19 protein-coding genes are annotated in these 23197 nt (G+C 69.3%); 10 read left to right on the forward strand and 9 right to left on the reverse strand.

Annotation, left to right across the window (positions count from 1 at the left end):
- Positions 1-18: 18 nt before the first annotated feature.
- From ACTIGJ_RS11800 to ACTIGJ_RS11825, 6 genes are all read right to left on the reverse strand, one after another.
- Positions 19-3369: a UvrD-helicase domain-containing protein gene (locus ACTIGJ_RS11800; RefSeq protein ID WP_439640516.1), complete on the reverse strand. Its 3351-nt coding sequence runs from the start codon at positions 3367-3369 to the stop codon at positions 19-21.
- Positions 3366-6194, reverse strand: coding sequence for a PD-(D/E)XK nuclease family protein (locus ACTIGJ_RS11805; protein WP_439640517.1), 2829 nt, complete (start codon positions 6192-6194; stop codon positions 3366-3368). Before ACTIGJ_RS11805 ends, ACTIGJ_RS11800 begins: the two co-directional genes overlap by 4 nt.
- A gap of 28 nt (positions 6195-6222) precedes the next feature.
- Entirely contained in the window at positions 6223-6546 is a 324-nt protein-coding gene (gene fdxA, locus ACTIGJ_RS11810; RefSeq protein ID WP_439640518.1) for a ferredoxin FdxA, read from the reverse strand.
- 76 nt (positions 6547-6622) lie between these two features.
- The gene (locus ACTIGJ_RS11815) at positions 6623-7168 is read right to left on the reverse strand and encodes a cytochrome b (RefSeq protein ID WP_439640519.1); all 546 of its coding nucleotides are present in this window, start codon (positions 7166-7168) and stop codon (positions 6623-6625) included.
- Positions 7165-7539, reverse strand: coding sequence for a c-type cytochrome (locus ACTIGJ_RS11820; protein ID WP_439640520.1), 375 nt, complete (start codon positions 7537-7539; stop codon positions 7165-7167). Before ACTIGJ_RS11820 ends, ACTIGJ_RS11815 begins: the two co-directional genes overlap by 4 nt.
- Entirely contained in the window at positions 7539-8843 is a 1305-nt protein-coding gene (locus ACTIGJ_RS11825) for a cytochrome C (protein ID WP_439640521.1), read from the reverse strand. Before ACTIGJ_RS11825 ends, ACTIGJ_RS11820 begins: the two co-directional genes overlap by 1 nt.
- A 203-nt stretch (positions 8844-9046) precedes the next feature.
- On the opposite strand from ACTIGJ_RS11825, the gene ACTIGJ_RS11830 reads away from it, so the two are divergent.
- Together ACTIGJ_RS11830 and ACTIGJ_RS11835 are read left to right on the forward strand one after the other, a co-directional pair.
- A complete protein-coding gene (locus ACTIGJ_RS11830; RefSeq protein WP_439640522.1) occupies positions 9047-9751 on the forward strand; it encodes a response regulator in 705 nt (234 codons plus the stop codon).
- Complete coding sequence (locus tag ACTIGJ_RS11835) at positions 9748-11142, forward strand: ATP-binding protein (protein ID WP_439640523.1); 1395 nt, start codon at positions 9748-9750, stop codon at positions 11140-11142. The genes ACTIGJ_RS11830 and ACTIGJ_RS11835 overlap by 4 nt, the downstream gene beginning before the upstream one ends.
- Before the next feature lie 38 nt (positions 11143-11180).
- Here ACTIGJ_RS11835 and ACTIGJ_RS11840 read toward each other — a convergent pair whose 3' ends face one another.
- A complete protein-coding gene (locus ACTIGJ_RS11840; RefSeq protein WP_439640524.1) occupies positions 11181-12539 on the reverse strand; it encodes an adenosylmethionine--8-amino-7-oxononanoate transaminase in 1359 nt (452 codons plus the stop codon).
- A 141-nt stretch (positions 12540-12680) separates the two neighbouring features.
- Between ACTIGJ_RS11840 and ACTIGJ_RS11845 the strand changes: the two genes are divergently transcribed.
- A complete protein-coding gene (locus ACTIGJ_RS11845; RefSeq protein ID WP_439640525.1) occupies positions 12681-13892 on the forward strand; it encodes a pectin acetylesterase-family hydrolase in 1212 nt (403 codons plus the stop codon).
- Positions 13893-13904: 12 nt separating this feature from the next.
- Here the strand turns inward: ACTIGJ_RS11845 and argA are convergent, their stop codons facing one another.
- The gene (gene argA / locus ACTIGJ_RS11850) at positions 13905-15236 is read right to left on the reverse strand and encodes an amino-acid N-acetyltransferase (RefSeq protein WP_439640526.1); all 1332 of its coding nucleotides are present in this window, start codon (positions 15234-15236) and stop codon (positions 13905-13907) included.
- A 57-nt stretch (positions 15237-15293) separates the two neighbouring features.
- Positions 15294-15746, reverse strand: coding sequence for an acyl-CoA thioesterase (locus tag ACTIGJ_RS11855; protein ID WP_439640527.1), 453 nt, complete (start codon positions 15744-15746; stop codon positions 15294-15296).
- A gap of 360 nt (positions 15747-16106) precedes the next feature.
- On the opposite strand from ACTIGJ_RS11855, the gene ACTIGJ_RS11860 reads away from it, so the two are divergent.
- From ACTIGJ_RS11860 to ACTIGJ_RS11890, 7 genes are read left to right on the forward strand one after another with little or no spacing between them, the layout of a single operon-like run.
- Positions 16107-16589 carry a DUF4282 domain-containing protein gene (locus ACTIGJ_RS11860; protein WP_439640528.1) on the forward strand — a complete coding sequence of 161 codons (483 nt, stop codon included), beginning with the start codon at positions 16107-16109 and terminating at the stop codon, positions 16587-16589.
- Positions 16586-18778, forward strand: coding sequence for a DUF1302 domain-containing protein (locus tag ACTIGJ_RS11865; protein ID WP_439640529.1), 2193 nt, complete (start codon positions 16586-16588; stop codon positions 18776-18778). The genes ACTIGJ_RS11860 and ACTIGJ_RS11865 overlap by 4 nt, the downstream gene beginning before the upstream one ends.
- 12 nt (positions 18779-18790) lie before the next feature.
- The gene (locus tag ACTIGJ_RS11870; protein ID WP_439640530.1) at positions 18791-19522 is read left to right on the forward strand and encodes a hypothetical protein; all 732 of its coding nucleotides are present in this window, start codon (positions 18791-18793) and stop codon (positions 19520-19522) included.
- A complete protein-coding gene (locus ACTIGJ_RS11875) occupies positions 19519-20271 on the forward strand; it encodes a hypothetical protein (RefSeq protein WP_439640531.1) in 753 nt (250 codons plus the stop codon). The genes ACTIGJ_RS11870 and ACTIGJ_RS11875 overlap by 4 nt, the downstream gene beginning before the upstream one ends.
- Positions 20268-21035, forward strand: a complete 768-nt coding sequence (locus ACTIGJ_RS11880) for an Abi-alpha family protein (protein WP_439640532.1) — start codon at positions 20268-20270, stop codon at positions 21033-21035. The genes ACTIGJ_RS11875 and ACTIGJ_RS11880 overlap by 4 nt, the downstream gene beginning before the upstream one ends.
- Positions 21036-21088: 53 nt before the next feature.
- A complete protein-coding gene (locus ACTIGJ_RS11885; protein ID WP_439640533.1) occupies positions 21089-22378 on the forward strand; it encodes a DUF445 domain-containing protein in 1290 nt (429 codons plus the stop codon).
- A complete protein-coding gene (locus ACTIGJ_RS11890) occupies positions 22375-23157 on the forward strand; it encodes an outer membrane lipoprotein-sorting protein (RefSeq protein WP_439640534.1) in 783 nt (260 codons plus the stop codon). The genes ACTIGJ_RS11885 and ACTIGJ_RS11890 overlap by 4 nt, the downstream gene beginning before the upstream one ends.
- Positions 23158-23197: the final 40 nt, after the last annotated feature.

Consider the following 23197-nt stretch of genomic DNA (forward strand, 5'->3'; position numbering starts at 1 on the left):
TCGGCGCTGCTGGCAGGCTCAGCCGCGTGCCAGCACCGGCAACCATTCGCGGCGCGCGGTCAGCAGCAGCCCGGCGCGAATCGGCCGGCCCGGAAACACCTTGCCGATTGCATCGACATAGGCGGCGAGCTGCTCGCGGTAGCGGTCGATCAGCAGTGCCGCATTCGGCCTGGGTGCGGTCTTGTAGTCGATGATCGTCAGCCCGTGGCCGTCGTCGACCAGCCGGTCGAGCACGCCGTGGCGGGCGCTACCATCGGCGGCCTGCCACTGCACCGGCACCTCGTTCCAGGCGCGCCGCAGCTGCGTCCGGTCGAACAGCATCGACAGCGGCGGGGCCGCCAGCACGGCATCGGCCTCGGCCTGCCAGCCGGGCACCAGGCGGGCGTCGATGTCCTCGCCGAGCACTGCTGCCAGCTTCGCCGCCAGGGTCTCGGGCAGCGGCCGTCGGCCGTCGGCGCACTGCTGCAGCAGCCAGTGGATCGCCCGGCCGCGGGTGACGGCGTCCGGATCGCGGGCATCGCCGCTTTGCGACGGCGTCCAGATCGGCGTCGGCGCCGGTCGCAACGGGCTGCGCAGGCGCGGATCGAGCGTGGTCGTCGGCGCCGCGTCGGGCGCTTCGTCGACCACCGGGAATCGTCCGTGACAAGCCGCCGTCACGCCGTCCGGTGCGCCGGGCAGCGGCTCCGGGCTGGCCGGCAGCGTCTGCGCGGCGGACAGGCAGCGCTGGTGCCAGCTCGGTTCCGGCCCGGCCTTGCTGCTCTCGAAAGCCGACACGAACAGGTACTGGCGGGCGCGGGTCACGGCGACGTACAGCAGGTTCAGCGCTTCGCGCGCCTCGCGGGCGCGGCGGGCGTCGATCAGCTGCTCGCTGAGCGCGTCGCGGGCATCGGCGTTGGCGGCCAGCAGGAAATGGCTGGGCGCGGCGGCGTCCGAAGGCCATTCCACCTGCCAGCCGCCGTGCCGGTGGTTGGCGGCCGGTGCGCTGTTGACCAGGAACACGGCCGGCGCCTCGAGACCCTTGGCGGCGTGGATGGTCAGCACCCGCACTTGGCCGTCGCTGGCCGCTGGTGGCGCTTCGCTCGGCGCATCGCGGGCGGCGTCCGCCAGCTGTTCGAGTTTCTGGTTGAGCCGGCCCAGCGTCGGATAGCGGCCCTGGTCGGCGTCGAGCACCAGTTGCAGGAAGGCCCCGACATTGGCGCGCACCCGGCCATCGCCCGGCAGCGCCTGCTCGTAGCGGCGGATCAGGTCGGTGTCGTAGGCGATGCGGTCGAGCAGGTCGTGCGCCGGCAGGCGGCGCGCCTCGCGCTGCCAGCGGCCGATCAGCGCGGCGGCGCGCTGCAGCGCCGGGCTGGCCTGACCGTCGCCATCCAGCGCCAGCAGCCGCGCCCACCAGTGCGGGCCCCGGTCGCGGGCGCCGGCCAGCTGCATCAGATCGGCGTCACGGGCCTCGAACAGCGGCGAGCGCAGCAGCTGCGCCAGGTCCAGATCGCGCTGCGGCACGTCGAGGAAGCGCAGCAGCGCCATCAGATCACGCACCGGCAGCGTGCCGAGCAGCGTGCCCTTGCTGGCGCCGATGAACGGAATACCGGCCGCAGCCAGCGCCTGTTCGATCACCGGCAGATGGGTGCGCTGGCGCGCCAGGATCATCACATCGCCCCAGTCGAGCGGCCGTGCCCGGCCGTGCTCGGACACCGGCAGCCGAGCGGCGACCAGCGCCTTGATCCGCGCGGCGACGCCATCGGCTTCGCGCTGCAGGCGCAGGTCTTCGGCGACCCGGCGCGGCGTGGTCAGCGGATTGCGCAGCGCCTCGTCGTCGTCCGCCTCGGTGGCCGGCGCGTCGGCCTGCACCAGCGGCGCGACCTCGACGGCGCCCCAGTCGGACTCAAGGTGGGTGCCGTGCGGCTGGAAGGCGATGGTCTCGCCATCCGGGCCGCTGAACAGCGCGTTGACGAAGGCGATCACCGCCGGCGCGCTGCGCCGCGAATCGTTCAGCGGCATCGGCGCGCCGCCGAGCTGCTGCTGCAGGAACTGCGCGGCGCTGCCGAGCAGCTCCGGATTGGCGCGCCGGAAGCCGTAGATGCTCTGCTTGGCGTCGCCGACGATGAAGGCAGTGCGGACCCGTTCCGGATCGCCGGCGCTCATCTCGTCGAGGATCGGCCGCAGCAGCTGCCACTGGGTCGGGTTGGTGTCCTGGAACTCGTCGAGCATCAGGTGATCGATGCGCTGGTCGAGCTTGTAGCGCAGCCAGTCGGCCTGCTCGGAATCGGTCAGCAGCCGGTAGCTGCGCCACTCCAGGTCGGCGAAGGTCAGCTGCTGCGTGCGCTGCAGTTCGGCCGCCAGTTCCTGCAGCAGGCAGTCGCCGAGCCGGTAGCCGGCGGCTGTGCGCAGCCAGGTCTCGCGGCGGCGGCGCTCGGCCTCGATCGCGTCGATCTGGTCGGCCAAAAATCCATAGGCATGCAGGAAGGACTTCCAGGCGCTGTCGCTGATCGCCTTCTTCTGGCTCAGGCTGCGGCGGCTGCCGTCGCTGGTCAGCAGCGCGCTGCGCAGCGCGATGAAGCGGGCATCGCCACGGGCGGCGAGGGCCGGCGCCACCATTTCCGCCTTCAGCCGGCCGACCCCGGCGGCGGCCAGCAGCTGGGCCTGCAGCTCGGTGATCGCCCGGTCGACGTCCGCGTGGTCGAGCGCGGCGGTCAGCGGACGGTCGTCGTCCGGGTCGATGCCGAGCTGCCCGGCCAGCCGGTCGATCGCTTCGGCGACGGCATCGCCGGTGCAGCCGTGGGTGTAGGCCCACCAGTCGCTGCGCCGCTCGATGAAGCCGTGCAGCCAGCCGAGGATCGTCGCCTCGCTGGCGCCGCCGGCGATCCAGACGGCCAGCGCCCGCGCCTCCGGGCCGTCCGGCTGCTGGCGGATGCGCTGCATCAGCGCCGCCACAGCGGTGTCGCGCAGTTCGCGCTCGTTCTCGGTCAGCGTGTAGCCGGCCGGCACGCCGGCTTCCAGCGGAAAGCGGCTCAGCAGCTCGTGGCAGAACACGTGCAGGGTCTGCGCGCGCAGCGCGAACGGCGCGTGCAACAGCGTTTCGTGCAGGCGGCGGGCGCGCTCGCGGAGAGGGTCGGTCGGCGTCAGGTCGATCTGCCGCAGCAGCGCGTCGAGCGTGCTGTCGTCGGCATAGGCCAGTTCGCGCAGGCGGGCCTCGACGCGCTCGCGCATCTCGGCGGCCGCCTTGCGGGTGAAGGTCAGCGCCAGGATGCCGCCGGGCTCGGCGCCATCGAGCAGCAGGCGCACGATGCGCGACACCAGCTGCCAGGTCTTGCCGCTGCCGGCGGACGCCGAGACGCTGACCGAACGCTGTGGATCAAGGGCGATGTTCATGGCGCCTGCCAGCCGTCGCGGCGGCAGACGCCGCTGAAATCGCAGCGCGCGCAGGTTCGCTGGTCGCCCTGCGCGTGCAGCACGGCGCCGGCGGCCAGCTGCCCGCGCATCGTCGCCAGCCGGGTCTCGACGCCGGCGGCCAGGTCAGCCAGTTCCTCGCCTTCGATCGCCACCGCCGCCTGCTTCTTCAGGTCCCAGTAGGCGACGCGCTGCACATTGCCGGCCTCCAGCGCGTAATGCGGCAGCTGCACCGATTCGCCGGCCAGCACGTCCTCGCGCCTCGGCACGGCGCCGGTCTTGTAGTCGACCACCGCCGTACCGCCAGCGCTGCGCTGCAGCCGGTCCAGCCGGCCATGCAGGGTCCAGCCGGCGACGGCCGCCTGACGGTCGATTTCGACTTCCACCGGCCCGCCGCCGGCCGCGATCAGCTCGCCGGCAAGGAACGGGGTCAGGCGCTCGAAATCCTGCCGCCAGACCTGGGCCAGCGGACGCGCGGCGAGATCGGCGGCGAACACGGCGTCGGCCAGTGCCGCGAGCCGGGTGACGATCGCCGGGGCGTCATCGGCCGCGAAGCCGCCGGCATACGGCGGCGGCAGCGCCGGGTCGATCTCGGCGTGGAAGGCTTGCAGGATGCGATGCACCCGCTGCCCGTAGTCGGCGCGGCCGGGGTCCTGATCCGCCGGGTTGTCGGCCGACAGGCGCAGCAGCCGGCTGGCGTACCAGCGGTACGGGCAGTCGATCAGCGCCTGATGGCCGCCGGCACTGAGCAGCCAGTCGATCAGCGCCGGGTCCGGCACCACTTGGGCGGGCGGTGTCGGCGCGGCCGGCAGGCGCTGGGCCTGGGGGTCGGTGACCTCGGTGGCGGCCAGCAGAGCCTGCGCGGCGAGTCTCGGGTCCTGCAGCGGTCTTGCGCCGGCGGCGCGGGCGAAGGCATCCAGCGCGTCGAGCCATGGCGACAGCTGCGGCGGCTCGCCATCGCTGCCGGCGTGGGTGATGACGACCTGCGGCGCAGCTTCCAGCACCCGGCGCAGCCGCGCCAGGCTCAAGCTCTGCCGCTGTGGCCAGGTCGGCAGGCCTAGTTCGCGGCGCACGCCCTGGTTGAAGAAGGCCTCGCCGGGCGCGCTGCCGGGCAGCTGGGCGCGGGTGGCGGAGGCCAGGATCAGGCAGTCGGCGGACAGTCCCTGGGTCTGCTCCAGCGTGTACAGCGCCACCTGCGGCTGGGCCAGGTTCGACGGCCGGAAGGTCGCCTGCTCGAGCCGGCGATCGAGCAGCGCGCGGAATTCCGGCCAGCGCAGGCGAATCCCCGAGCCGGCGATCGCCGCGTCGAGCGCGTTCAGCACCGCGAACACCTGGCTGCCGGCATCGTCTTCGGCAAATGCCGCTGCCAGGCCGAGCCGCCTCAGGCTGTCGGCCAGGCGGCTGGCCCAGTCGTTGCGGGACCGGCCGGCGTCGGCCAGCGGCAGTGCGGCGGCGGCGCTGCGCAGGCGTTCGAAGGCGGCCGGATAGCGGCCGGCGACCAGCGCCTGCAGCGCGTCAAGCCCGGCGATCGGCCGGCTGTCGTCGCTGCGCCCTTGCAGCAGCGCGCGCGCCAGCAGGCCGGCCAGCACCGCTTCCGCGTCCGGGCCGGACTCTCGGCCGTCATCGCCTTCGTCGATGCGGAAGAAGCCGCACTTGAGCAGATCGAGCAGCGGCCGGAAGTGGAAGCCGGTGGCGAGGCAGTCGAGCCAGCTGGCCAGTGCGGCCGCCGCGCGGCTGGTCGACAGCGCCCAGCCGACCCGGTCTTCGAGCGTCAGCCCGGCGCGTTCGAGCAGCGCCCGGACCCGGCGCGCCAGCCGGCGGTCGGGGCTGACGATCGCGACCCGGCGCGCGCCGTTCAGGATCGCCTCGCGCACCGCCAGGTCGACGATCCGCGCCTCGTGTTCGGCATGGGCAGCGGCGACGGTCCTCAGGCCGCGGGCGGCGTTCGGCGGTACCTCGGCGGCCCGCTCGCGGGCCGGGCGAGTGTCGTCGGCGAAGGCGAGATCGAGCAGCACCTGGCGCGGCGGCGCGGTGCTGCTGTCCGGCGCCGGCAGCGGCTGGCCGAGCGCTTCCAGCAGGGCGCGCGCTGCTGCGCCGTCGCGACCCCGGCTGCGGCCCTGGGTCCAGAAACGCAGACGGCCGGCCGCGATCAGCGGCCGCAGGCGCACCGCTTCCGCCTGGGCCAGCGCATCGGCGCCGAGCCAGTACAGCGGCGCGTCGTCCGGCAGCTGGTCGAGCGCGGCGGTCAGCCCGGCGAGATAGGCGAAGGCCGGCGCGCGTTCGCCGATGTCCTCGATGTAGGCCCGCCACAGGCGGTGGACGATCTGCGCTTCCCGCGACAGCGGTTCGATCAGCTGTGCGCCGTAGGCCTCGCGCAGCCGTTCTGCGAACGCGGCCTCGTCATCGGGCAGGCGCGCGGCGTTCAGCACCAACTCGTCGAAGATCGCATACAGCGCTTCGGCGACTCTCAGCGGGTCCTGGTCGGGAAAGATCGAGCGGAAGCGCGACAGCGCCTCGGCCAGCCGCAGCACGCATTCCAGTTCGGGCAGTGGCGCGGCAGCGGTGTCGGGCAGGGCCTCGGCGGCCAGCTGCCGGGCGCCGAGGATGCGCGGCAGCAGCACGGCGCCGCCCGCTGCCTCGGCCAGCGCCACCCGCAGCGGCCGCTGCATCGCCGGATGGGCGATGACCACGGTCAGGCCGGAGAGGTCGGGCAGCCGGTCGGCGTGGGCCGAGACCAGCCGGGTGGCCGCCTCGCGGACGAAATCGGCCGAAGCCGGCAGCAGCAGGACAGGTGCCGATGCGCTCACGCCGGATGCGGAGCGCGAAGGCGGCGGCTCAGCGCTCCAGCAGCTTGAACTTGTCCGGCTTGCCGTCCCAGTCCTTGGCGCCGGGCAGGCCGTCCTTCTTCTCGGTCAGCACCGGCCATTCGGCCGCCAGTTCCTTGTTCAGCTTGATGAAATGCTTCTGGTCCTCGGGCACGTCATCCTCCGCGAGGATGGCGTTGGCCGGGCACTCCGGTTCGCACAGCGTGCAGTCGATGCATTCTTCCGGGTCGATGACCAGGAAGTTCGGACCTTCGTGGAAGCAGTCCACCGGGCAGACTTCGACACAGTCCGTGTACTTGCACTTGATGCAGTTTTCGACGACGACAAAAGTCATGGCGATTCGTGGCAGGCGATTGCGGGTGCGCGATTTTACGGCCTAATCGCCGGCGCGTGAGCAACGCGTGTCCCGGTCAGGGCCGGCCGGTCAGCATCCGCCGCAGCACGCCGTCGCGCAGCACGTAGTGGTGGTACAGCGCGGCGGCCGCATGCAGGCCGACCAGCGCCAGCAGCAGCCAGCCGCCGAGCGCGTGCCAGTCGTGGACCTGTTCGGCCAGCTCGCGGTCCTTGGCGATCAGCGCCGGCAGCGGCAGCCCCCACAGCGCGACCTCACGGCCGCGTGCGGAGACGTACAGCCAGCCGAGCAGCGGCTGGGCCGCCAGCAGCGTGTAGACCAGCAGATGGTTGGCGTGGCCGATGCGGCGCTTCAGCGGATCGGCGATCAGCGAACGCAGCGGCATCCGCCAGCGCCACAGCAGCCGCAGGCCGTTCAGCAGCAGCACGCTCAAGCCCAGGCTCTGATGCACGGCGATCAGCGGTTTCTTCTGCGCCGGGTCTTCGAGATCCGCTCCGACCAGCACGGCGATGAACAGGACGACGATCGCCAGCACCGTGAACCAGTGGATGGCCCGCGTCAGCGGATGCAGCGGCGCGGCTGCAAGATCGCCGCTCACGCTCATTTCAGCGATTGCAGGAAGGCGATGACATCCGCTCGCTCGGCGGCATCCTTGACGCCGGAGTAGCGCATCTTGGTGCCCGGCATCGCCGCCTTCGGATTCGGCAGGTAGGCCTCCAGCTGCTCGGCGGTCCAGACGAAATGCGAGGCCTTGTTGGCATCGGAGTAGTCGTAGCCGGCCACGCTGCCGGCGTTGCGGCCGACGATGCCGAACAGCGCAGGCCCCTTGCCGTTGCCGCCCTTGGGGGGGGCGGTATGGCAGTCGGAGCATTCGTTGTCGAACACCTCGGCGCCGCGCTGGGCATCGCCCGCCGCGTGGGCGGCGAGCGACGACGTGGCCAGCAGCAGACTGGCGATCAGGCTTGCGGTGCGCATCAGTAGGCCAGCCAGGCAAACAGCAGGAAGGTGTCGTTCTTGTTCGCGTTGCGACCGTCGCCGTTGTAGTCGGCGGCACCACCGTTGAAGTGCAGGTAATGCGTGTACTGGGCCGCGAAGCGGACATTGGCGTACGGGAACAGCCAGGATTCCTTCTTGCCGAACGGCGTCCAGTCGGCCTGCAGGATGTAGCCGTTGGAATTCGGGCTACCGCTGGCCGAGCCGTCGATGTCGCCGGCCGGATTGCGCACCGAGTCCGTCGTGCCGTTGGTCGAGAACACGCCGAAGGTCGCCCCGTAGGTACCGGCGTAGTAGTACGAGCTGCTGGCATTGAAGGAGTTCAGGAACTGCTTCCGGGTGCTGGCTTCGCCGGCGCCGAAGGCCGCCTCCAGGTTCTGGCGCTCGTAGATGTCGGCGATGTACAGGCTCAGGTGATGCCGCTTGCTCGGCGTGTACTGCCAGCTGCCGTCGAAGCCGTAATCGGTGTAGCGGTTGCGGCCGAAGCTGCGGTCGTAGCCCGGGTACAGCGCGTCGTGCATGCCGAAGCTGCCGACGTGGAAGAACGATTTGCCGATGTTCTTCTGCAGCGCCAGCCGCCAGTACGGGGCCAGTCCGGACAGCTTGTCCTCGTTGTCCTCGCCAAGGTTCTGGCGCAGCTGCCGACCCATGCCCTTGTAGGCGCCGCCTTCCAGGTACACGAGGTCGTCGATCATCGTGTAGGCGGTCAGGCCGGCGACCTGATGTTCCAGCCCGCCCTCGAGCTGGGTCGCCGCGAACGGCGCCGGCGCCAGACCGCTGGAGGTGTACGGATAACGCCAGACCGGTGTCGTGTTGTAGAGGTCCTGGACCATCGGGTTGTTGTTCAGGCTCAGGCCGTAGACCACGTCCTTGCCGAGCAGCGCGGTGGCCCGGGCGAAGCGGATGTCGGTGTGATCGAGCGCGAAGCTGCGCGCCACGCCGTCATAGGTGCCCTGGATGAAGGCGCCGACGTTCGGCGCGATGCGGCCGGCGTAGAACAGGCTGGTCTCGTTGACGGCGGTGTTGTGGTTGTCGCCGAAATGCGGCGCCGCGCCGCCTTCCTGGCCCCGGTTGGTGTTGGTGAACTGGACGATGGTCTGGCCCGACAGCGGGAAGAAGCCGCTGCCGCCGGCATAGCCGAGCAGCTTGAAGTTCCGGCCTTCCTGCGTCAGCTGCGGGCCGAGGCTGCCCTCGTGGCAGGCCGCGCAGGCCTGGCCGGTCTGCTTGGCGTAGCTCGGCAGCGCCTGGGCAGGCAGTGTCCAGCCGATGGCGGCGAGCAGCGCCAAGGCCACTCCGGTCGATAAAAAATGGCGCGGCAGCAGCGGCAGATGGCGTGACTTCATAGTAGGCTGGGTCCCGGAAGTTGCTGATTTGGCGAAACTTGTTGCGATTTCGCCGGATTCTGCCGAAGGCCTCCTTACGAAAGCCTTTCGATGACCCGCCCCATGACCAGCGGTGCTTCTGCACCGCCGACGAGCCCGGAACTGCGATGCGGATACTGCTGGTCGAGGATGATCCTTTGATCGTCGATGGGCTGACGCGGGCGCTGCGCCAGCGCGGCCATGCCGTTGACGTGCTCGGCCGTGGCGGCGAGGTGCCCGAGGCGCTGCGCGAGCCGGTGCACGACCTGCTGCTGCTCGACCTTGGCCTGCCGGACATCGACGGCCTGCAGGTGCTGAGCCAGCTGCGCAAGCGGCATCCGGCGCTGCCGGTGCTGGTGCTGACCGCCCGCGACGCCGTCGAAAGCCGGGTCGCCGGGCTCGACGCCGGCGCCGACGATTACCTGACCAAGCCGTTCGCGATCGACGAACTCGATGCGCGCATCCGGGCGCTGGCCCGGCGCGGCAGCCGGGCGCTGAAAGGACAGGCCCGGATCGGCAGCCTGCAGCTCGATCTCGATCAGCGTCTGGCCCGGCTCGGCGCGCAGCCGCTGAGCCTGACGCCGCGCGAGTACGGCGTTCTCGAAGCGCTGGTGCTGGCCGAGGGACGGGTGGTCAGCAAGTCGGTGATGCGCGATGCGCTGTGCGCCTGGGACGATGACCTGAGCAGCGCGGCGCTCGATGTCCACGTGCACCGGCTGCGCCGCAAGATCGAATGCGGCGCGGTGGAGATCCGCACCGTGCGTGGCTTCGGCTACCTGCTGCGCGAGGTCGCCGGCCCGGCCGGCGAAGAAACGCCCGTCACGCCGTCATGAGCCTCAAGCGCGCCCTGCTGCTGCGCCTGCTGGCGCCGGTGGCGCTGCTGCTGGTCATCAGCAGCATCCTGGCCTATCGGCTGACCTTGCGTTACGCCGATCGCATCTACGACAGCTGGCTGTACGACCTGGCCCACACGGTATCGCTGGAAGTCGGCGAAGACGGCCCGGAAACGGTCCACACCGGCGAGATCGACAAGCAGCTGCGGACCTGGAAGACCGGCGACAGCGAGGTCTACCTGATCACCTCGGCGGGCCGCCGCATCGCCGGCGACGAGGCGCTGCGGGCCGCCGATGCGCAGGGGCAGCGCTACGCCGACGACGCCCGGGTCGCCGATCTGGCGCGCGGCGCGCAGGTGCTGCGGGTGATGCATCTGGCCGTGCCGGCCAATGAGCGTCACGGCGCGCTGGAGGTGCGGGTCGCGCAGGATCTGGCGGTTCGCTACGAACTGGCGGACGAGATTCTCTACGCGGTCTCGCTGCCGGCGGCGCTACTGATCCTGATTGCCTTCCTGCTGACCGGCCGCGCCGTGCGCGCCAGCCTGCGCGGCATCGACGAACTGACCCAGCGCCTCTGCCATCACCCGGAAGGCCGTCCGTTCGCGATCGAAACCGGTCAGCTGCCGAAGGAACTGCGCGGCCTGACCGTCGCCTTCGCCAGCCTGGTCAAGCGCAACGGCCTGCTGCTCAAGGCCCAGCAGCAGTTCATCGCCAATGCCGCCCACCAGCTGCGTGGCCCGATGGCGGCCACCGAACTGCACCTGGACGGCATCGAACGCGCCGTCGACGACGCCGAACGCCAGCGCAGCATGGCGCAGCTGCGGCGGTCGATCGAACGCTCCCGCCGGCTCACCCAGCAGCTGCTGTCACTGGCGCGGCTGGAGCCCGGCAGCCGGCCGCCGCTGCCGCTGCGGACCCTCGATCTCGGCGAAACGGTGCGCGCCGCCGGCGCCGAGTACGTGCCGCTGGCCATCAATCGCGGCATCGATGTGACGCTTGATCTGCCGTCGACGCCGGCCCTGATCACCGGCCATGCGCTGCTGCTGCAGGAAGCGCTGTCGAACCTGATCGACAACGCCGTCCGCTACCACCCCGGCCACGGCCTGATCGAGATGGCCGTGACCATCGACGGCGAACGGGCGCTGCTTACCGTTCGCGACGATGGCCCCGGCGTCGATCCCGAGCTGGCGCCCCGGCTGTTCACCCGCTTCGCCCGCGCCGACGACAGCCACCATGACGGCGCCGGCCTCGGCCTTGCCATCGTTCGCGAAATCGTCGACCTGCACCACGGCGAAGTGCGCGCCGGACCGGGCGAGGGCGGCAAGGGGCTTTGCGTCGAGATTGCCTTGCCGATCGCCGAACCGGCCGGCGGCGAGGCGCCGTCGGCGTGAAGCCGAGGCCCGGGATTCCTGATCAGCAGCGCGGCTGATCAATCGATGGTGGCGGCATGGATGCCATCGATCGCCACCCGGCACAGCTGCACCAGTTCGTCGTCGTTGATCACGTAGGGCGGCATCAGGTAGACGACATTGCCGAGCGGGCGCAGCAGCGCGCCGTTGGCGAGCGCGTGGCGGTAGACGCGCAGGCCGCGTCGTTCGGCCGCCGGGTAGGGCTCGCGCTTGCGCGGGTTCTTTGCCAGTTCGACGGCCAGGATCATGCCCTGCTGGCGCAGGTCGATGACGTTGCGATGGTTGGCCACCTCGCTCATCAGGCCCCACATGCCGGCGGCGGTGGCGCGGTTGCGGGCCTGCCAGTCGTCGCTTTCAAGGATGTCGAGCGTGCCGAGCGCGGCGGCGCAGGCGATCGGGTTGCCGGTGTAGCTGTGCGAGTGGAGGAAGGCGCGCTGGCTGGCGTAGTCGTCGTAGAAGGCGTTGTAGACGGTGTCGGTGGTCATCGTCACGGCCAGTGGCAGGGTGCCGCTGGTGAGGCCCTTCGACAGACACAGGAAATCCGGCGTGGTGCCGCTCCAGTCGTTGGCGAACATCCGGCCGGTGCGGCCGAAGCCGACGGCGATCTCGTCGGCGATGTAGTGCACGCCGTGGCGGGTGCAGGCGTCCCGCAGCAGCTTGAGGTAGATCGGGTGGTACATGCGCATGCCGCCGGCGCACTGCACCAGCGGTTCGACGATCACCGCCGCCACTTCGTGCGCGTGCTTTTCCAGCGTCTCCTCCATCAGCCGGAAGCGCCGCCGGGTGTAGTCCTCCCAGGCTTCGCCGGGCGTGCGGTCAAAGCAGTCGGGCGACGGCACGACGATCGGCTGCATCAGTAGCGGCCGGTAGGCATCGCGATACATGCCGTCGCCGGACACGCCGAGCGCGCCCAGGGTTTCGCCGTGGTAGCCGTTCGACAGCGCGATGAACTTGGTCTTGCCCGGCTGGCCGCTGTTGCGCCAGTAGTGGGCGCTCATCTTCAGCGCGACTTCGACGGCGCTGCTGCCGTTGTCGGCGTAGAAGCAGCGGCTGAGGCCTTTCGGCGCGAGTTTGACGAGGCGCTCGGACAGCTCGACGACCGGCTGGTGGGTGAAGCCGCCGAGCAGCACGTGATCGAGCCGGTCGATCTGCGCCTTCAGGCGCTCGACGATCACCGGATGCCGGTGGCCGAAGATGTTGGTCCACCAGGAGCTGACTGCGTCGATGTAGCGCTTGCCGTCGAAGTCGGTCAGCCAGATGCCGTCGGCGGTGGCGATCGGCACCAGCGGCAGCGCGCCGCCGGGCTCGTGATCGCGCATCTGCGTGCAGGGATGCCAGACGTGGGCGAGGGAGCGGCGGATCCAGTCGTCGTTGTGCATCGGTGGCGGCGGCAGTCGGGAAGCGGCGGGAACCTTAGCACCGCCGGAGTGTCGTGCGCGGTGCCGGCGATGGGGCGCTACCATCGCCGCCGCCGCAAGCCCTGCGGCTTCAAACGCCCGCTCCCGGTGCTGGAGATGCTCATGTCGCACTGCCGTCCGCTTGCCCTGAACGATGTCCTGCGCGGTGCCGCCTGGCCGGTCGCCGCGTTGCTGGCGATGTTTCTCAGCGCCTGCGGCGGCGGTGGCGGAGGCGGCGCGCCGGACCCGGGCGGTATTCCGGCCGCGTTCAGCAAGGTGACGCTGGACACCCGCCTGTATCCGGACGCGCGCTGCAACGACGGCACGCCGGCGGTGTTCTACATCCAGGCCGGCGTCGGCAGTTCGGCGAGCGCGCCGGCCAGCCGCACGGTGATCGGGCTGCAGGGCGGCGGCTACTGCCTGAGCGATGCCGAATGCCGTGGCCGCTCGTCGGACCTGACCTCGTCGTCCGGCTACCCGGCCAGCATCGTGCCGGAAGGTTTGCTGTCGAGCACCGACAGCAATCCGACCTTCCGCAGCTGGAACCGGGTGCGGGTGCCGTACTGCAGTTCCGATTTCTACAGCGGCGATGCCGGCCCGACCGGCGGCAGCACGAACTTCCAGTTCCGAGGCGCGAAGATCGTGCAGGCGGTGATCGCCACGCTGAACAGCCGCTACGGCATCGGCAAGGCCGGCGACACCGTGCTGCTGGCCGGCACCTCGGCCGGCGCGGTCGGCGCCTTCATCAACGCCAACCGGGTGCGCAGCGCGCTGCCGGGCGCCACCGTGCTGACGCTGATCGACGCCGGCGTGTACCCGGATGTCGCGCCGCCGAGGCCGGGTACGCCGCCGCGCGAATCGGTGCGTGATCTCGGCGTCATCGGCCTGAGCTACTGGAACGGCCAGCCGGATGCCGACTGCATCGCCGCCAACCCGAGCGCGCCGTCGCTGTGCTATCTGTTCGAGCATGCCGCGCCGACGCTGGCGACGCCGTTCTTCGTGCTGCAGAACGCGATTGATCTGGTCGGCATCACCAATGTCGGCCTGCTGCCGGCCGATGCCGACCTCAGCGATCCGGTGCTGCAGGCTTGGTTGCGCGACACCTACCTGCCGGCGATGGGCGGCATCCTGAGCCGCGTCGGCGTCACCAGCGGCCAGGGCGTGTTCGGCGTCTGCGCATCGCCGCAGCTGCACACGCAGTCGTCGCAGAACGCGGTGTGGGCGGCGCCGGTGGCCGCGCTCGGCGATGTCTCGCCGCAGGCGGCGGTGGCGGGCTGGGTCGGCAGCGGCGCGGCCGCGACGCAATACCTGGTACCGGCCTGCAGCCCCGGCTGAACGGCGGCGACGCTACAGCGTCTTGACCAGCACCATCGACTTGCGCTGCCAGTTGTACATGCGCGCCTTCTGCACGGGCAGGTCGTCCGGCGTGCCGCTGACGAAGCCGTGCTCGATGAACCAGTGCGGCGTGCGGGTGGTCAGCGCGAACAACCGCCGGATGCCAAGCTGACGGGCCGAGGCCTCGGCCCGCTTCAGCAGTGCCTCGGCGCGGCCTTCGCGGCGGTAGTCCGGGTGCACCGCCACGCAGGAGAATTCGGCCATTGCCTCTCTGGCGAACGGGATCAGCGCGCTGCAGGCGATCACCGTGCCGTCGCGGACCATCACGTCGAACAAGCTGATCTCGATCTCCAGCTGCTCGCGCGAACGCGGCACCAGCACGCCGGCCGCTTCCAGCGGCTGGATCAGCGCCAGGATGCCGCCGATGTCCTCGATCGTCGCTTCGCGGACCGCCTCGTAGTTCTCATCGCTGTAGAACATCAGCCCGCAGCCGTCGCGGGTGTACAGCTCGCGCAGCAGCGCGCCGGTCGGCTCCGCGCCGATCAGATGGACGCGTTCGACACCGCCGCGTCCGGCCGCCAGCGCCGACTGCAGCAGCGCCCGGTCCTCGGCCGACAGCGAGGCCTGGATGGCCGGCCGGGCCAGCAGCTTTTCGGCTTCGCCGAGCGGCAGCTGACCGGCGTCGCCGGTGTCGTCGGCGAGCTGCCAGCGGTCCGGATCGGCATTGAGCAGGAACACCAGCTTGTCGGCCTTGAGCTCGATCGCCACGGCCTGCGCGACGTCACCGGCGCGCAGGTTGAAGATCTCGCCGGTTGGTGAATAGCCGACCGGGCTCAGCAGCGCGATGCGGCCTTTGTCGAGCGCGTTCTCGATGCTGGCGGTGTCGATCCGGCGGACCTCGCCGGTCAGCAGGTGATCGATGCCGCTGCGCACGCCGACCGGCCGCGCGGTGACCCAGTTGCCGCCGGCCACCTTCAGCCGGGCGCCGCCCATCGGCGTCGAGGCCAGCCCGGTCGACAGCCGCGCCTCGATGTCCATGCGCAGGATGCCGACCGCTGCCTTGACGCATTCCATGGTCGGCGCATCGGTAACCCTCAGGTCGCCGGAGAACTGCGGCGCCAGCTGCCGCGCGCTGAGCTGCGCTTCGATCTGCGGGCGCACGCCGTGTACCAGCACCAGGCGCACGCCGAGGCTGTGCAGCAGGGCCAGGTCGTGGATGAAGCGCTCGAAATCCGGGCGCAGCGCGGCCTCGCCGCCGAAGGCGACCACGAAGGTCCGGCCGCTGTGGGTGTGCACATAGGGCGCCGCGCTGCGCAGCGCGGCGACGAAGTCGTCGGGAGTCATGCGCGGATTATAGGCGGCGGCCCCGGGGCGCCCCCGAGGGCAGTGGCGCACACCGCCTCAGGCGATCCGGTAGGTCTCCAGCCAGGCGCGCAGCTCGTCGCTGATCGGCGTCGGTCGGCGGCTCTCGGCGTCGATCTGCACCAGCAGCGATTCGGCGGTTCCGAAGCAGCGGTCGTTGGCGAACAGGCCCTGGCCGACGCGGTACGAGGTGCGGCCGATCTGCATCACGCCGGTGCCGACCATCACTTCGGCCGGCCAGTGCAGTTCCTCGATGAAGTTGACGACCAGCTGGCTGACCACGAACAGCCGGCCCAGCGCGCGGTTCTGCATCGTCACCTGGTTCATGAACATCGAGCGGCCGGTTTCGCAGTAGGCGGCGAAGGCGAGGTTGTTGACGTGGCCGATCTGGTCGGTGTCGGACCAGCGCACCCGCTCGCGTTCGAAGTGGCGGTAATGGCTGTGGATGCGCAGGGCCGGATTGGCCGGATAGCCGGTCGGGGAGGCGGACATCGGGGTTCGGGGATCGTCGTGGCGAAGGGGAGCGAATGATAGGACGCGTCCGGCGCGTGGCAGCCGGCACGGCGGTCGCCACGGTGCTGTCGCCGGCGACCGGAGGCTGGGGGTGCCACGCCGCCCGGCGGCGGGCAGACCGTTCCTGCGGCGCTGACGATGCCATTGTCGGCTGTCACAGTCGTGTGTAGGCTGTGACAGCTTCGTCAGCATCCCGATGGCGACATGCGACCGAGGGATGCGGCGGCGGATACGTGACGGCAGATCGCGGTCCGGAACAAAAATCCAAGACGGCCCGAGCCGTCGAACAGTCAACAGTGCGAGGGGAGACGCGGAGGAATGAAACCGGATCGGCCGAGTGTGTCCGCCACTGGCTCGTCGTCAGGGTCGTCGACCGGTTCCGACCTGCCGCCGTGGGCCGCCACCCGGGCCGAGCTGGGCGAGGTGCTGGTCGGCCTGGCCGATGTGCAGATGCGCTCCATCGTCACCACCCGCCTGGCGCCAGCGATCTACATGCTGTGCGTGGCCGGCGTCGCGGCGATCAACGTCTACCTGGCGGCGCTGGTGTTCGGCTACTCGCTGGTGCTGGGCCTGATCTGGCTGCTGCTGATCATGCCGGTGCTGTTCATTTCCGGCGTGGTGGTGGTACGGGTGGCGCTGGAGGTGATCCTGTCGATCTTCCGCATCGTCGTGTACATGGAATCGCTGATGGATCATGTCGCGACCCTGAAGGGCCAGACCGAAACGATCATGGACCGCACCGAAATCATCGATCTGCCGCGCATCCAGTTCTGGAAGCCGCGCCGGCGGCGCGGCGATGGCAGCGGCGAGGGGCGGGCATGAGGCGGCTGGTGCTGGTGCTGGGCCTGCTGCCGCAGGTGGTCGCGGCGGATGGCTGGCTAGACGAACTGAGCTTCGACTGGAGCAACCGGGTGTCGGTTGGCGCCGCGCTGCGCATCGAGGCGCGCGACCCGAACCTGGTCGGCAAGTCGAACCTCGATCCGAATCTCTGCGCCGCCGATGAATGCCTCAGCGTCAGCCCGGACCAGACGGGTCCGAACACCCGCTGGCTGAATGCGCCCGGCGCGCGCAACTCTGTGTACGACGAAGGCAACCTGAACTACGACCGGGGCGATTTCATTTCCTCACCGGTCAAGTGGACGTCGCGGCTCAAGGTCAGCCGCGACAACCTGAAGTTCGAGGCCGGCGTGCTGCTGTTCTACGACTACGTCAACACCACGCTGAAGGAATACCACCCGAACCAGATCGTCACGCCCGGCACGCCGCCGGGCCAGGTGGTGCGCAACAAGCGCGACATCGACACCATCCACCAGATCGGCTACGGCGCGCAGCTGCTCGATGCCTACGTGCAAGACACCTTCGACATCAACGACCGGCCGATCGACATCTCCATCGGCCGCCAGCGGCTGGTCTGGGGCGAGGCCAGTTTCGCGACCCAGGGCAGCCTGAATTTCAACAATCCGCCGGACGTCAACAACCTGAGCCGGCCGGGCGGCACGCTGGACGAGGTCTACCGGCCGGCCGGCATGGTGATCGCGAAGGGGCCGATCGACGAGCGCCTGAGCTTCGAGGCCTTCTACCAGTTCGAATGGCGGCCGGTCGGCATTCCGCCGCGCGGCTCCTACCTGTCGTTCTTCAACGCCTCGAACCACCTGACGGCCAACGAGGGCATCATCGCGCCGTTCGCCAAGGCACCCTACGACCCGCTGCAAATCGGCACTCCCGGCAACGACGTGCTGGCGCTGGTCAGCGAAACCAGCCTCACGCTGCGCCGGGGCGCCAACCGCAACCCTGACAACGGCGGCCAGTACGGACTGGCGCTGTACTGGCATCCGGACGACTGGCTCGGTGGCTCGGAACTGGGCCTCTACTACTCGCGCTACCACTCGCGGATTCCGACCGCCAGCGCCACCGCCTCGGATGCCAGCTGCGCCCGGCGCGAAGGCAATCCGGCCGGCATCGACGCGATCGACCTGACCAGCTTCATTGCCGCCTGCGGCGTGCCTGGTACCCACCAGCGCGAAGCGGTGCCGCTCGACACCGCGCAATACTTCCTCGAATACCCGGAAGACATCCACCTGTTCGGCGCCAGCTTCTCGACCCTGATCGCGGGCGTCGCCGTGCGCGGCGAGTTCTCGTTCCGACCGAACCAGCCGGTACAGGTCGATCTGGAAGACGTGCTGCTGGCTGCGCTGCAACCGGCATTGCCGCGCAACGACATTCCGCTGTTCACCACCGACAACACCGTGCAGGGCCTGGTGCTGGCGCTGCAGGACCCGACCAATGCGCTGTCGGTGCTGGCGGCCACCACCGGCAACCTGCAGGGCGCGATCGGAGCGCTGCAGGCGCTGGCCGGCGCACCGGGTGTGCTCGGCACCACGGTGCCGGGTTCGCGCACCGGCATTCCCGATTTCGTCACCGAGTACCGGGGCGGCGTGCCCGGCGAAGTGGCGCCGGGGGCCTACATCCGCGGCTACGAACGGCTGCAGGTGCAGCAGGCCTCGATCGGCCTGACGCGGATCTTCGGCAATACCGGCTTTCTCGGCACCATGGACACCGCGCTGCTGCTGGAAGTGACGGAGATCTGGATTCCGAACCTGCCGCCGCGGGCGCGGCTGCAGTTCGAGGCGCCCGGCACCGACACCCATGCCGGCCCCGGCGTGGCCGACACCGGCAACGCGCTGCGCATCAATCCGATCCGCAACACCGGCGGCTATGTCACGCCGTTCTCGTGGGGCTATCGCGCCGGCGCGCTGCTGCACTACGCCGACGTCGTCGTGCCCGGCCTCGACGTCACTCCGTTCCTGGTCTTCACCCACGACGTCGGCGGCGTGTCGCCGGGCCTGGCCGAGAATTTCCTGCGCGGCCGCAAGCTGGGCGTGGCCGACCTGCGCTTCAGCTACGGCGATGTCGACCTCAATCTGGTCGGCACCTTCTTTTTCGGTGGTGGACGCCGCAACACGCTGGCCGACCGCGACTTCGTCGCCGCCAGCATCGCCTACAAGTTCTGATCCGCGATCCTCATGAAAACCATCCTTGCTGCCATCGGCGTCATCGCCATCATCGGCGTCGCCGCCGGCGTGCTGGTCGGCGTCTGGGTGTTCCGCAACGTCGACGCCCGGCTGCTGCTGACCGACCAGCCGGCCAAGGTGATCATTCCCGAGCCGCTGCGGGTGTCGGCGAACGTGCTGAACAATCTGGAGATCGAACTCGACACCAGCATCACCACGACGGTGCCGATCGATCAGGTGATCACCATCCCGATCGCCGAGACGCTGAACGTGATGGCCGACTTCGACGGCGACGTGCCGATCAAGATCAACGTGCCGGTGAAGGACAAGATCGCCATCGACCAGGTGCTCGACATCGACACCGTGATCAAGGCCGAAATCCTCGGCGACAAGCACGATCTGCCGCTGCGCGGCCGCATTCCGGTCAAGGCGATCGTGCCGGTGAACCTCAACATTCCGGTCGACCAGCTGGTGCGGCTCAAGTTCAGGGCGCCGGTGCAGGCCAAGCTGCGGCAGGCGCTGACCGTGCCGCTGAAGGCCGACATTTCCACCACCATCCCGATCAAGAGCCAGATGTCGGTGCCGGTGAAGTCGGCGCTGGAGGCCTCGATCAGGATTCCTGATCCAGCCGACATCGTGATCGTCGAATCCGACCTGCTGCTGCCGCTGCGCACCGTGGTGCTCGGTGCCGCCGGCAATCCGCGTCCCGCCGCCGCGCCGGCCCCGGCCCCGGCGGCGCCGTGAAACGCCTGCTGATCGGGCTGGCCGGCGGGCTCGCCGCCGGTGGCCTGCTGGCGGGAGCCGGCCTACTCGGCTTCTGGGTGTATTCGTGGCTGGTGGTCGGGCTGACGCTGACCGATCAGCCCGGCCTGATCACGCTGCCGCCGAAGTTCGTTGCCCAGGCCCGGGCCACGAACGACGTGACGATCAAGCTCGACGGCTTCATCGACGCCATCGTGCCGTTCAAGCAGACGCTGGATCTGCCGATCGAAGGCGATTACACCGCCGACATCAATCTCGACACCGTGGTGCCGCTGCGCTTCACCATCGAGTACAGCGGCGTGATTCCGGTCGATACCTTCGCCGATATCCAGGGCCGCACCGACTTCGTCTACCAGAACGTCAAGCGCCTGCGGAACGTCGCCTTCGCCGGCCGCGTGCCGCTGCAGTTCGAACAGCCGGTGAAGTTCGTGGTGCCGATCGATACCCAGCTGCGGGTGAAGTTTCGCGGCCCGATCGGCCTGAAGCTGAACCAGACGATCAAGGCGCCGGTCGACACCGTGCTGCACACGCGGATCAAGGCCCAACGCGAAGTCACCACACCGATCCTGGCCCGATTCGGGTTGGATGTGACGTCACCGACACAGCCGATTCCGGTCATCATCCAGCATTCGGATCTGCGCCTGGAGGTCGATACGCTGCGGCTCTCGAAGGCCGCCGATCCCTCTCAACCGCAACGCCGCCAAGCCCCGGCCGGAGCGCCCGCACCATGAGCAAGAGCAAGAAGAATCCCTCGTTGTGGCAACGAGCGCTGGAGGCCGCCGCCGGCGATGACGCGCCGGGCGCCGGCCCGCTGGCCAACCGCCTGCTGGCGAAGCTGCCGGGCGGAGCGATCGTCCAGGAACAGCTCGACCGCGTCGAGAAACGCGTGCTCGGCGAGCTCAAGGCGCGGCTGGATCGCCTGGACAGCGGCAGCCATGAGCAGACCTTGCAGGTGGTGGCGTTCTCGATGGAGGCCCAGACCACGCATGCGCCGACGCGTGATCTGCGCGAGCCGGCCGAGATGCTGCGCGAGCTGCTGGCGATTTCCAGCGAGCAGACCAAGGAGCAGGCCGAGCTGGCCTACTACTCCAGCCTGATCCGGGCGCTGCTGCCGGACGAGGCGCGGATCCTGTCGGCGGTGTCGGACGGCGGCACTTATCCGCTGGTGAATCTGGTAGCGCTGTCCAAGCTCGGCATCCAGACCCACGTGGTGCTGGAGAACACCTGCTCGGTCGGCCGCGCGGCCGGCGTGCAGCTGCCCGAGATGACGCGCGGCTACCTGCAGCGCCTGATGGCCGCCGGGCTGGTGGAAACCGGGCCCGAGGACTACGCGCTGACCACCAAGTACGAAATCCTGGAAACCGATGACGTGCTGCGCAAGCTGATCAACCAGATGAAGGCAGCCGGCCAGCGCAGCCAGATCAAACGACGGGTGCTGAAGATTTCCGAGCTGGGCCGCAATCTCTGGGAAGCCTGCCGGATCACCGAAGACTGAGTGGCGGCTGCGGCCAAGCGGATCACAACAAATACGCGCGGGGAGAGAACGCAATGCAAAGCTGGGCACAGATCGTTGCCGATGTACAACTGAACTGGTGGCTGTACCTGTCGATGCCGTTCGTCGCGGCGCTGATCGGCTACGTGACCAAGATCGTCGCGATCAAGATGATGTTCCAGCCGATCGAGTTCATCGGCATCAAGCCGATCTTCGGCTGGCAAGGCATCGTGCCGCGCAAGGCGGCGACCATGGCGTCGATTGCCTGCGACACCATGACCTCGCGGCTGATCAAGCCGGAGGACATCTTCAACAAGCTCGATCCGGACCGCATCGCCCGGGAAATCGAGAAGCCGCTGCTGGCGGCCGTCGAGGACATCACCCGCGAAGTGGCGGCGGTCTACTCGCCGGGCCTGTGGGAAGCCGCGCCGGAGGCGGTCAAGCGGCTGATCATCGGCCGCATCCAGAACGAGGCGCCGAACATCGTCCGGGCCATCATGATCGACATCAAGCAGAACATCGATTCGGTGTTCGACCTGAAGGACATGGTGGTGTCCAACCTGCTGCGCGACAAGCCGCTGCTGAACCGGATCTTCCTCGAAGCCGGCAGCGGCGAGTTCAAGTTCATCCGCAACTCGGGCATCTACTTCGGCTTCCTCATCGGCGTGGTGCAGGCCGTGACCTGGGCGGTGACCCAGAACCCGCTGGTGATGCCGCTGTTCGGTCTGTTCACCGGCTGGTTCACCGACTGGCTGGCGCTGAAGATGGTGTTCAACCCCAAGCATCCGACCAAGTACTTCATGGGCCTCGTCGAATGGCAGGGTCTGTTCCTGAAGCGTCGTGCCGAAGTGTCGGCCGAATACGGGCGGCTGATCGCCAAGGAAATCGTCACGCCGCGCAACATCATCGATGCCGTGCTGAAGGGGCCGCTGTCGGACCGTCTGTTCAACATGGTCCAGAAGCAGGTGCAGAAGGTCGTCGACGAGCAGTCCGGCATCGCCAAGCCGTTCGTGGTCTTCGCGGTCGGCTCGACCAAGTACCAGGAAATGAAGCGCCTGGTGGCCGAGGAAATCATGAAGCGGCTGCCGGACACGCTGAAGCACATCGAAGCCTATGCCGGCGATGCGATGGCGATCGAGAACACGCTGGCGACCAAGATGACCGAGTTGTCGGTGGAGGAGTTCGAAGGCCTGCTGCATCCGGCATTCGAGCAGGACGAGTGGATCCTGATCGCGGTCGGCGCCTCGCTCGGCTTCATCGTCGGCGAAATGCAGGTGTTCCTGATGGAGCATCTCGCCAAGAAGGCACCTGACGTGCAGGCGGCGCTGAGCCTGCTGATCTCGTGACCCGGCCGGGCTCGCTGGCGCGGGCCTGGCTGGCAGCCCTGGTGCTGGCGGCCGTGCCGGCGTCCGCCGCCCGCGATGAGGCCGCGCTGCGTGCCTGCCTGCGCGCCAACCTACCGTCGGCGGCAGTCTCGCAGGACATCGTGATCACCCAGACCGACGCCGGCGGGGCGGTCAAGCGCCTCAGCGGCCGCTGGTACTGGCAGCGCAGCGACAGCCGCCAGCGCGCGATGCTGAAGCTGTCCACTCCCGAGGACCTGAACGGCGCTGCCTACCTGTTCATCCGCGATGGCGGCAAAGAAACCTTCTGGCTGTACCTGCCGAGCGTCGGCCAGGTGCGCAAGGTCGTTGGCGCTACGGTTGCCCAGTCGCTGTTCGGCAGCGGCCTGTCGGCATTCGACCTGAAGTTCCTGTTCAGCGGCCTGACCGGCGGGCAGGTCCGCTATCTCGGTGCCGACAGCCGCGGCGGTCGCAGCGGCGAGCGCTGGCGCTACCAGCCGCCGTCGGCGCCGGACATCCTCTACGACAGGGTCGAACTGGTGATCGACGATCTCTGGTGCCTGCCGACCCATGCCGACCTGTTCGGCGGCGTGCCGTGGAAGACGCTGGAGGTCGATCCGGCTTCGGTGTCGAAGCGCGACGGACGCTGGCAGGCGGGACGCGTATTGCTGACCGACCTGCGTGCCAGCAACCGTTCCGAGATCCGGCTCGGAACGGAATCGATCGTCGACTCATTCCCGGAAAGCCGGTTCGATCCGCGAAAATTCTATCGGCAGCCCTGAACTGAAAAAAATGCTGGCATCAGGCTTCAGGATGGGTATA

This window comes from Nevskia sp. (assembly GCF_051860985.1).
Taxonomy (GTDB): domain Bacteria; phylum Pseudomonadota; class Gammaproteobacteria; order Nevskiales; family Nevskiaceae; genus Nevskia.

What these genes read in the sequence shown, in the direction of transcription:
- ACTIGJ_RS11885 (WP_439640533.1), top strand. Translation starts at nt 21,089, where the DNA reads ATGCAAAGCTGGGCACAGATCGTTGCCGATGTACAACTGAACTGGTGG.
- ACTIGJ_RS11830 (WP_439640522.1), top strand. Translation starts at nt 9,047, where the DNA reads ATGCGGATACTGCTGGTCGAGGATGATCCTTTGATCGTCGATGGGCTG.
- ACTIGJ_RS11880 (WP_439640532.1), top strand. Translation starts at nt 20,268, where the DNA reads ATGAGCAAGAGCAAGAAGAATCCCTCGTTGTGGCAACGAGCGCTGGAG.
- ACTIGJ_RS11845 (WP_439640525.1), top strand. Translation starts at nt 12,681, where the DNA reads ATGTCGCACTGCCGTCCGCTTGCCCTGAACGATGTCCTGCGCGGTGCC.
- ACTIGJ_RS11855 (WP_439640527.1), bottom strand. Translation starts at nt 15,746, where the DNA reads ATGTCCGCCTCCCCGACCGGCTATCCGGCCAATCCGGCCCTGCGCATC.
- ACTIGJ_RS11840 (WP_439640524.1), bottom strand. Translation starts at nt 12,539, where the DNA reads ATGCACAACGACGACTGGATCCGCCGCTCCCTCGCCCACGTCTGGCAT.
- argA (WP_439640526.1), bottom strand. Translation starts at nt 15,236, where the DNA reads ATGACTCCCGACGACTTCGTCGCCGCGCTGCGCAGCGCGGCGCCCTAT.
- ACTIGJ_RS11815 (WP_439640519.1), bottom strand. Translation starts at nt 7,168, where the DNA reads ATGAGCGTGAGCGGCGATCTTGCAGCCGCGCCGCTGCATCCGCTGACG.
- ACTIGJ_RS11800 (WP_439640516.1), bottom strand. Translation starts at nt 3,369, where the DNA reads ATGAACATCGCCCTTGATCCACAGCGTTCGGTCAGCGTCTCGGCGTCC.
- ACTIGJ_RS11820 (WP_439640520.1), bottom strand. Translation starts at nt 7,539, where the DNA reads ATGCGCACCGCAAGCCTGATCGCCAGTCTGCTGCTGGCCACGTCGTCG.
- ACTIGJ_RS11870 (WP_439640530.1), top strand. Translation starts at nt 18,791, where the DNA reads ATGAAAACCATCCTTGCTGCCATCGGCGTCATCGCCATCATCGGCGTC.
- ACTIGJ_RS11835 (WP_439640523.1), top strand. Translation starts at nt 9,748, where the DNA reads ATGAGCCTCAAGCGCGCCCTGCTGCTGCGCCTGCTGGCGCCGGTGGCG.
- ACTIGJ_RS11865 (WP_439640529.1), top strand. Translation starts at nt 16,586, where the DNA reads ATGAGGCGGCTGGTGCTGGTGCTGGGCCTGCTGCCGCAGGTGGTCGCG.
- fdxA (WP_439640518.1), bottom strand. Translation starts at nt 6,546, where the DNA reads ATGACTTTTGTCGTCGTCGAAAACTGCATCAAGTGCAAGTACACGGAC.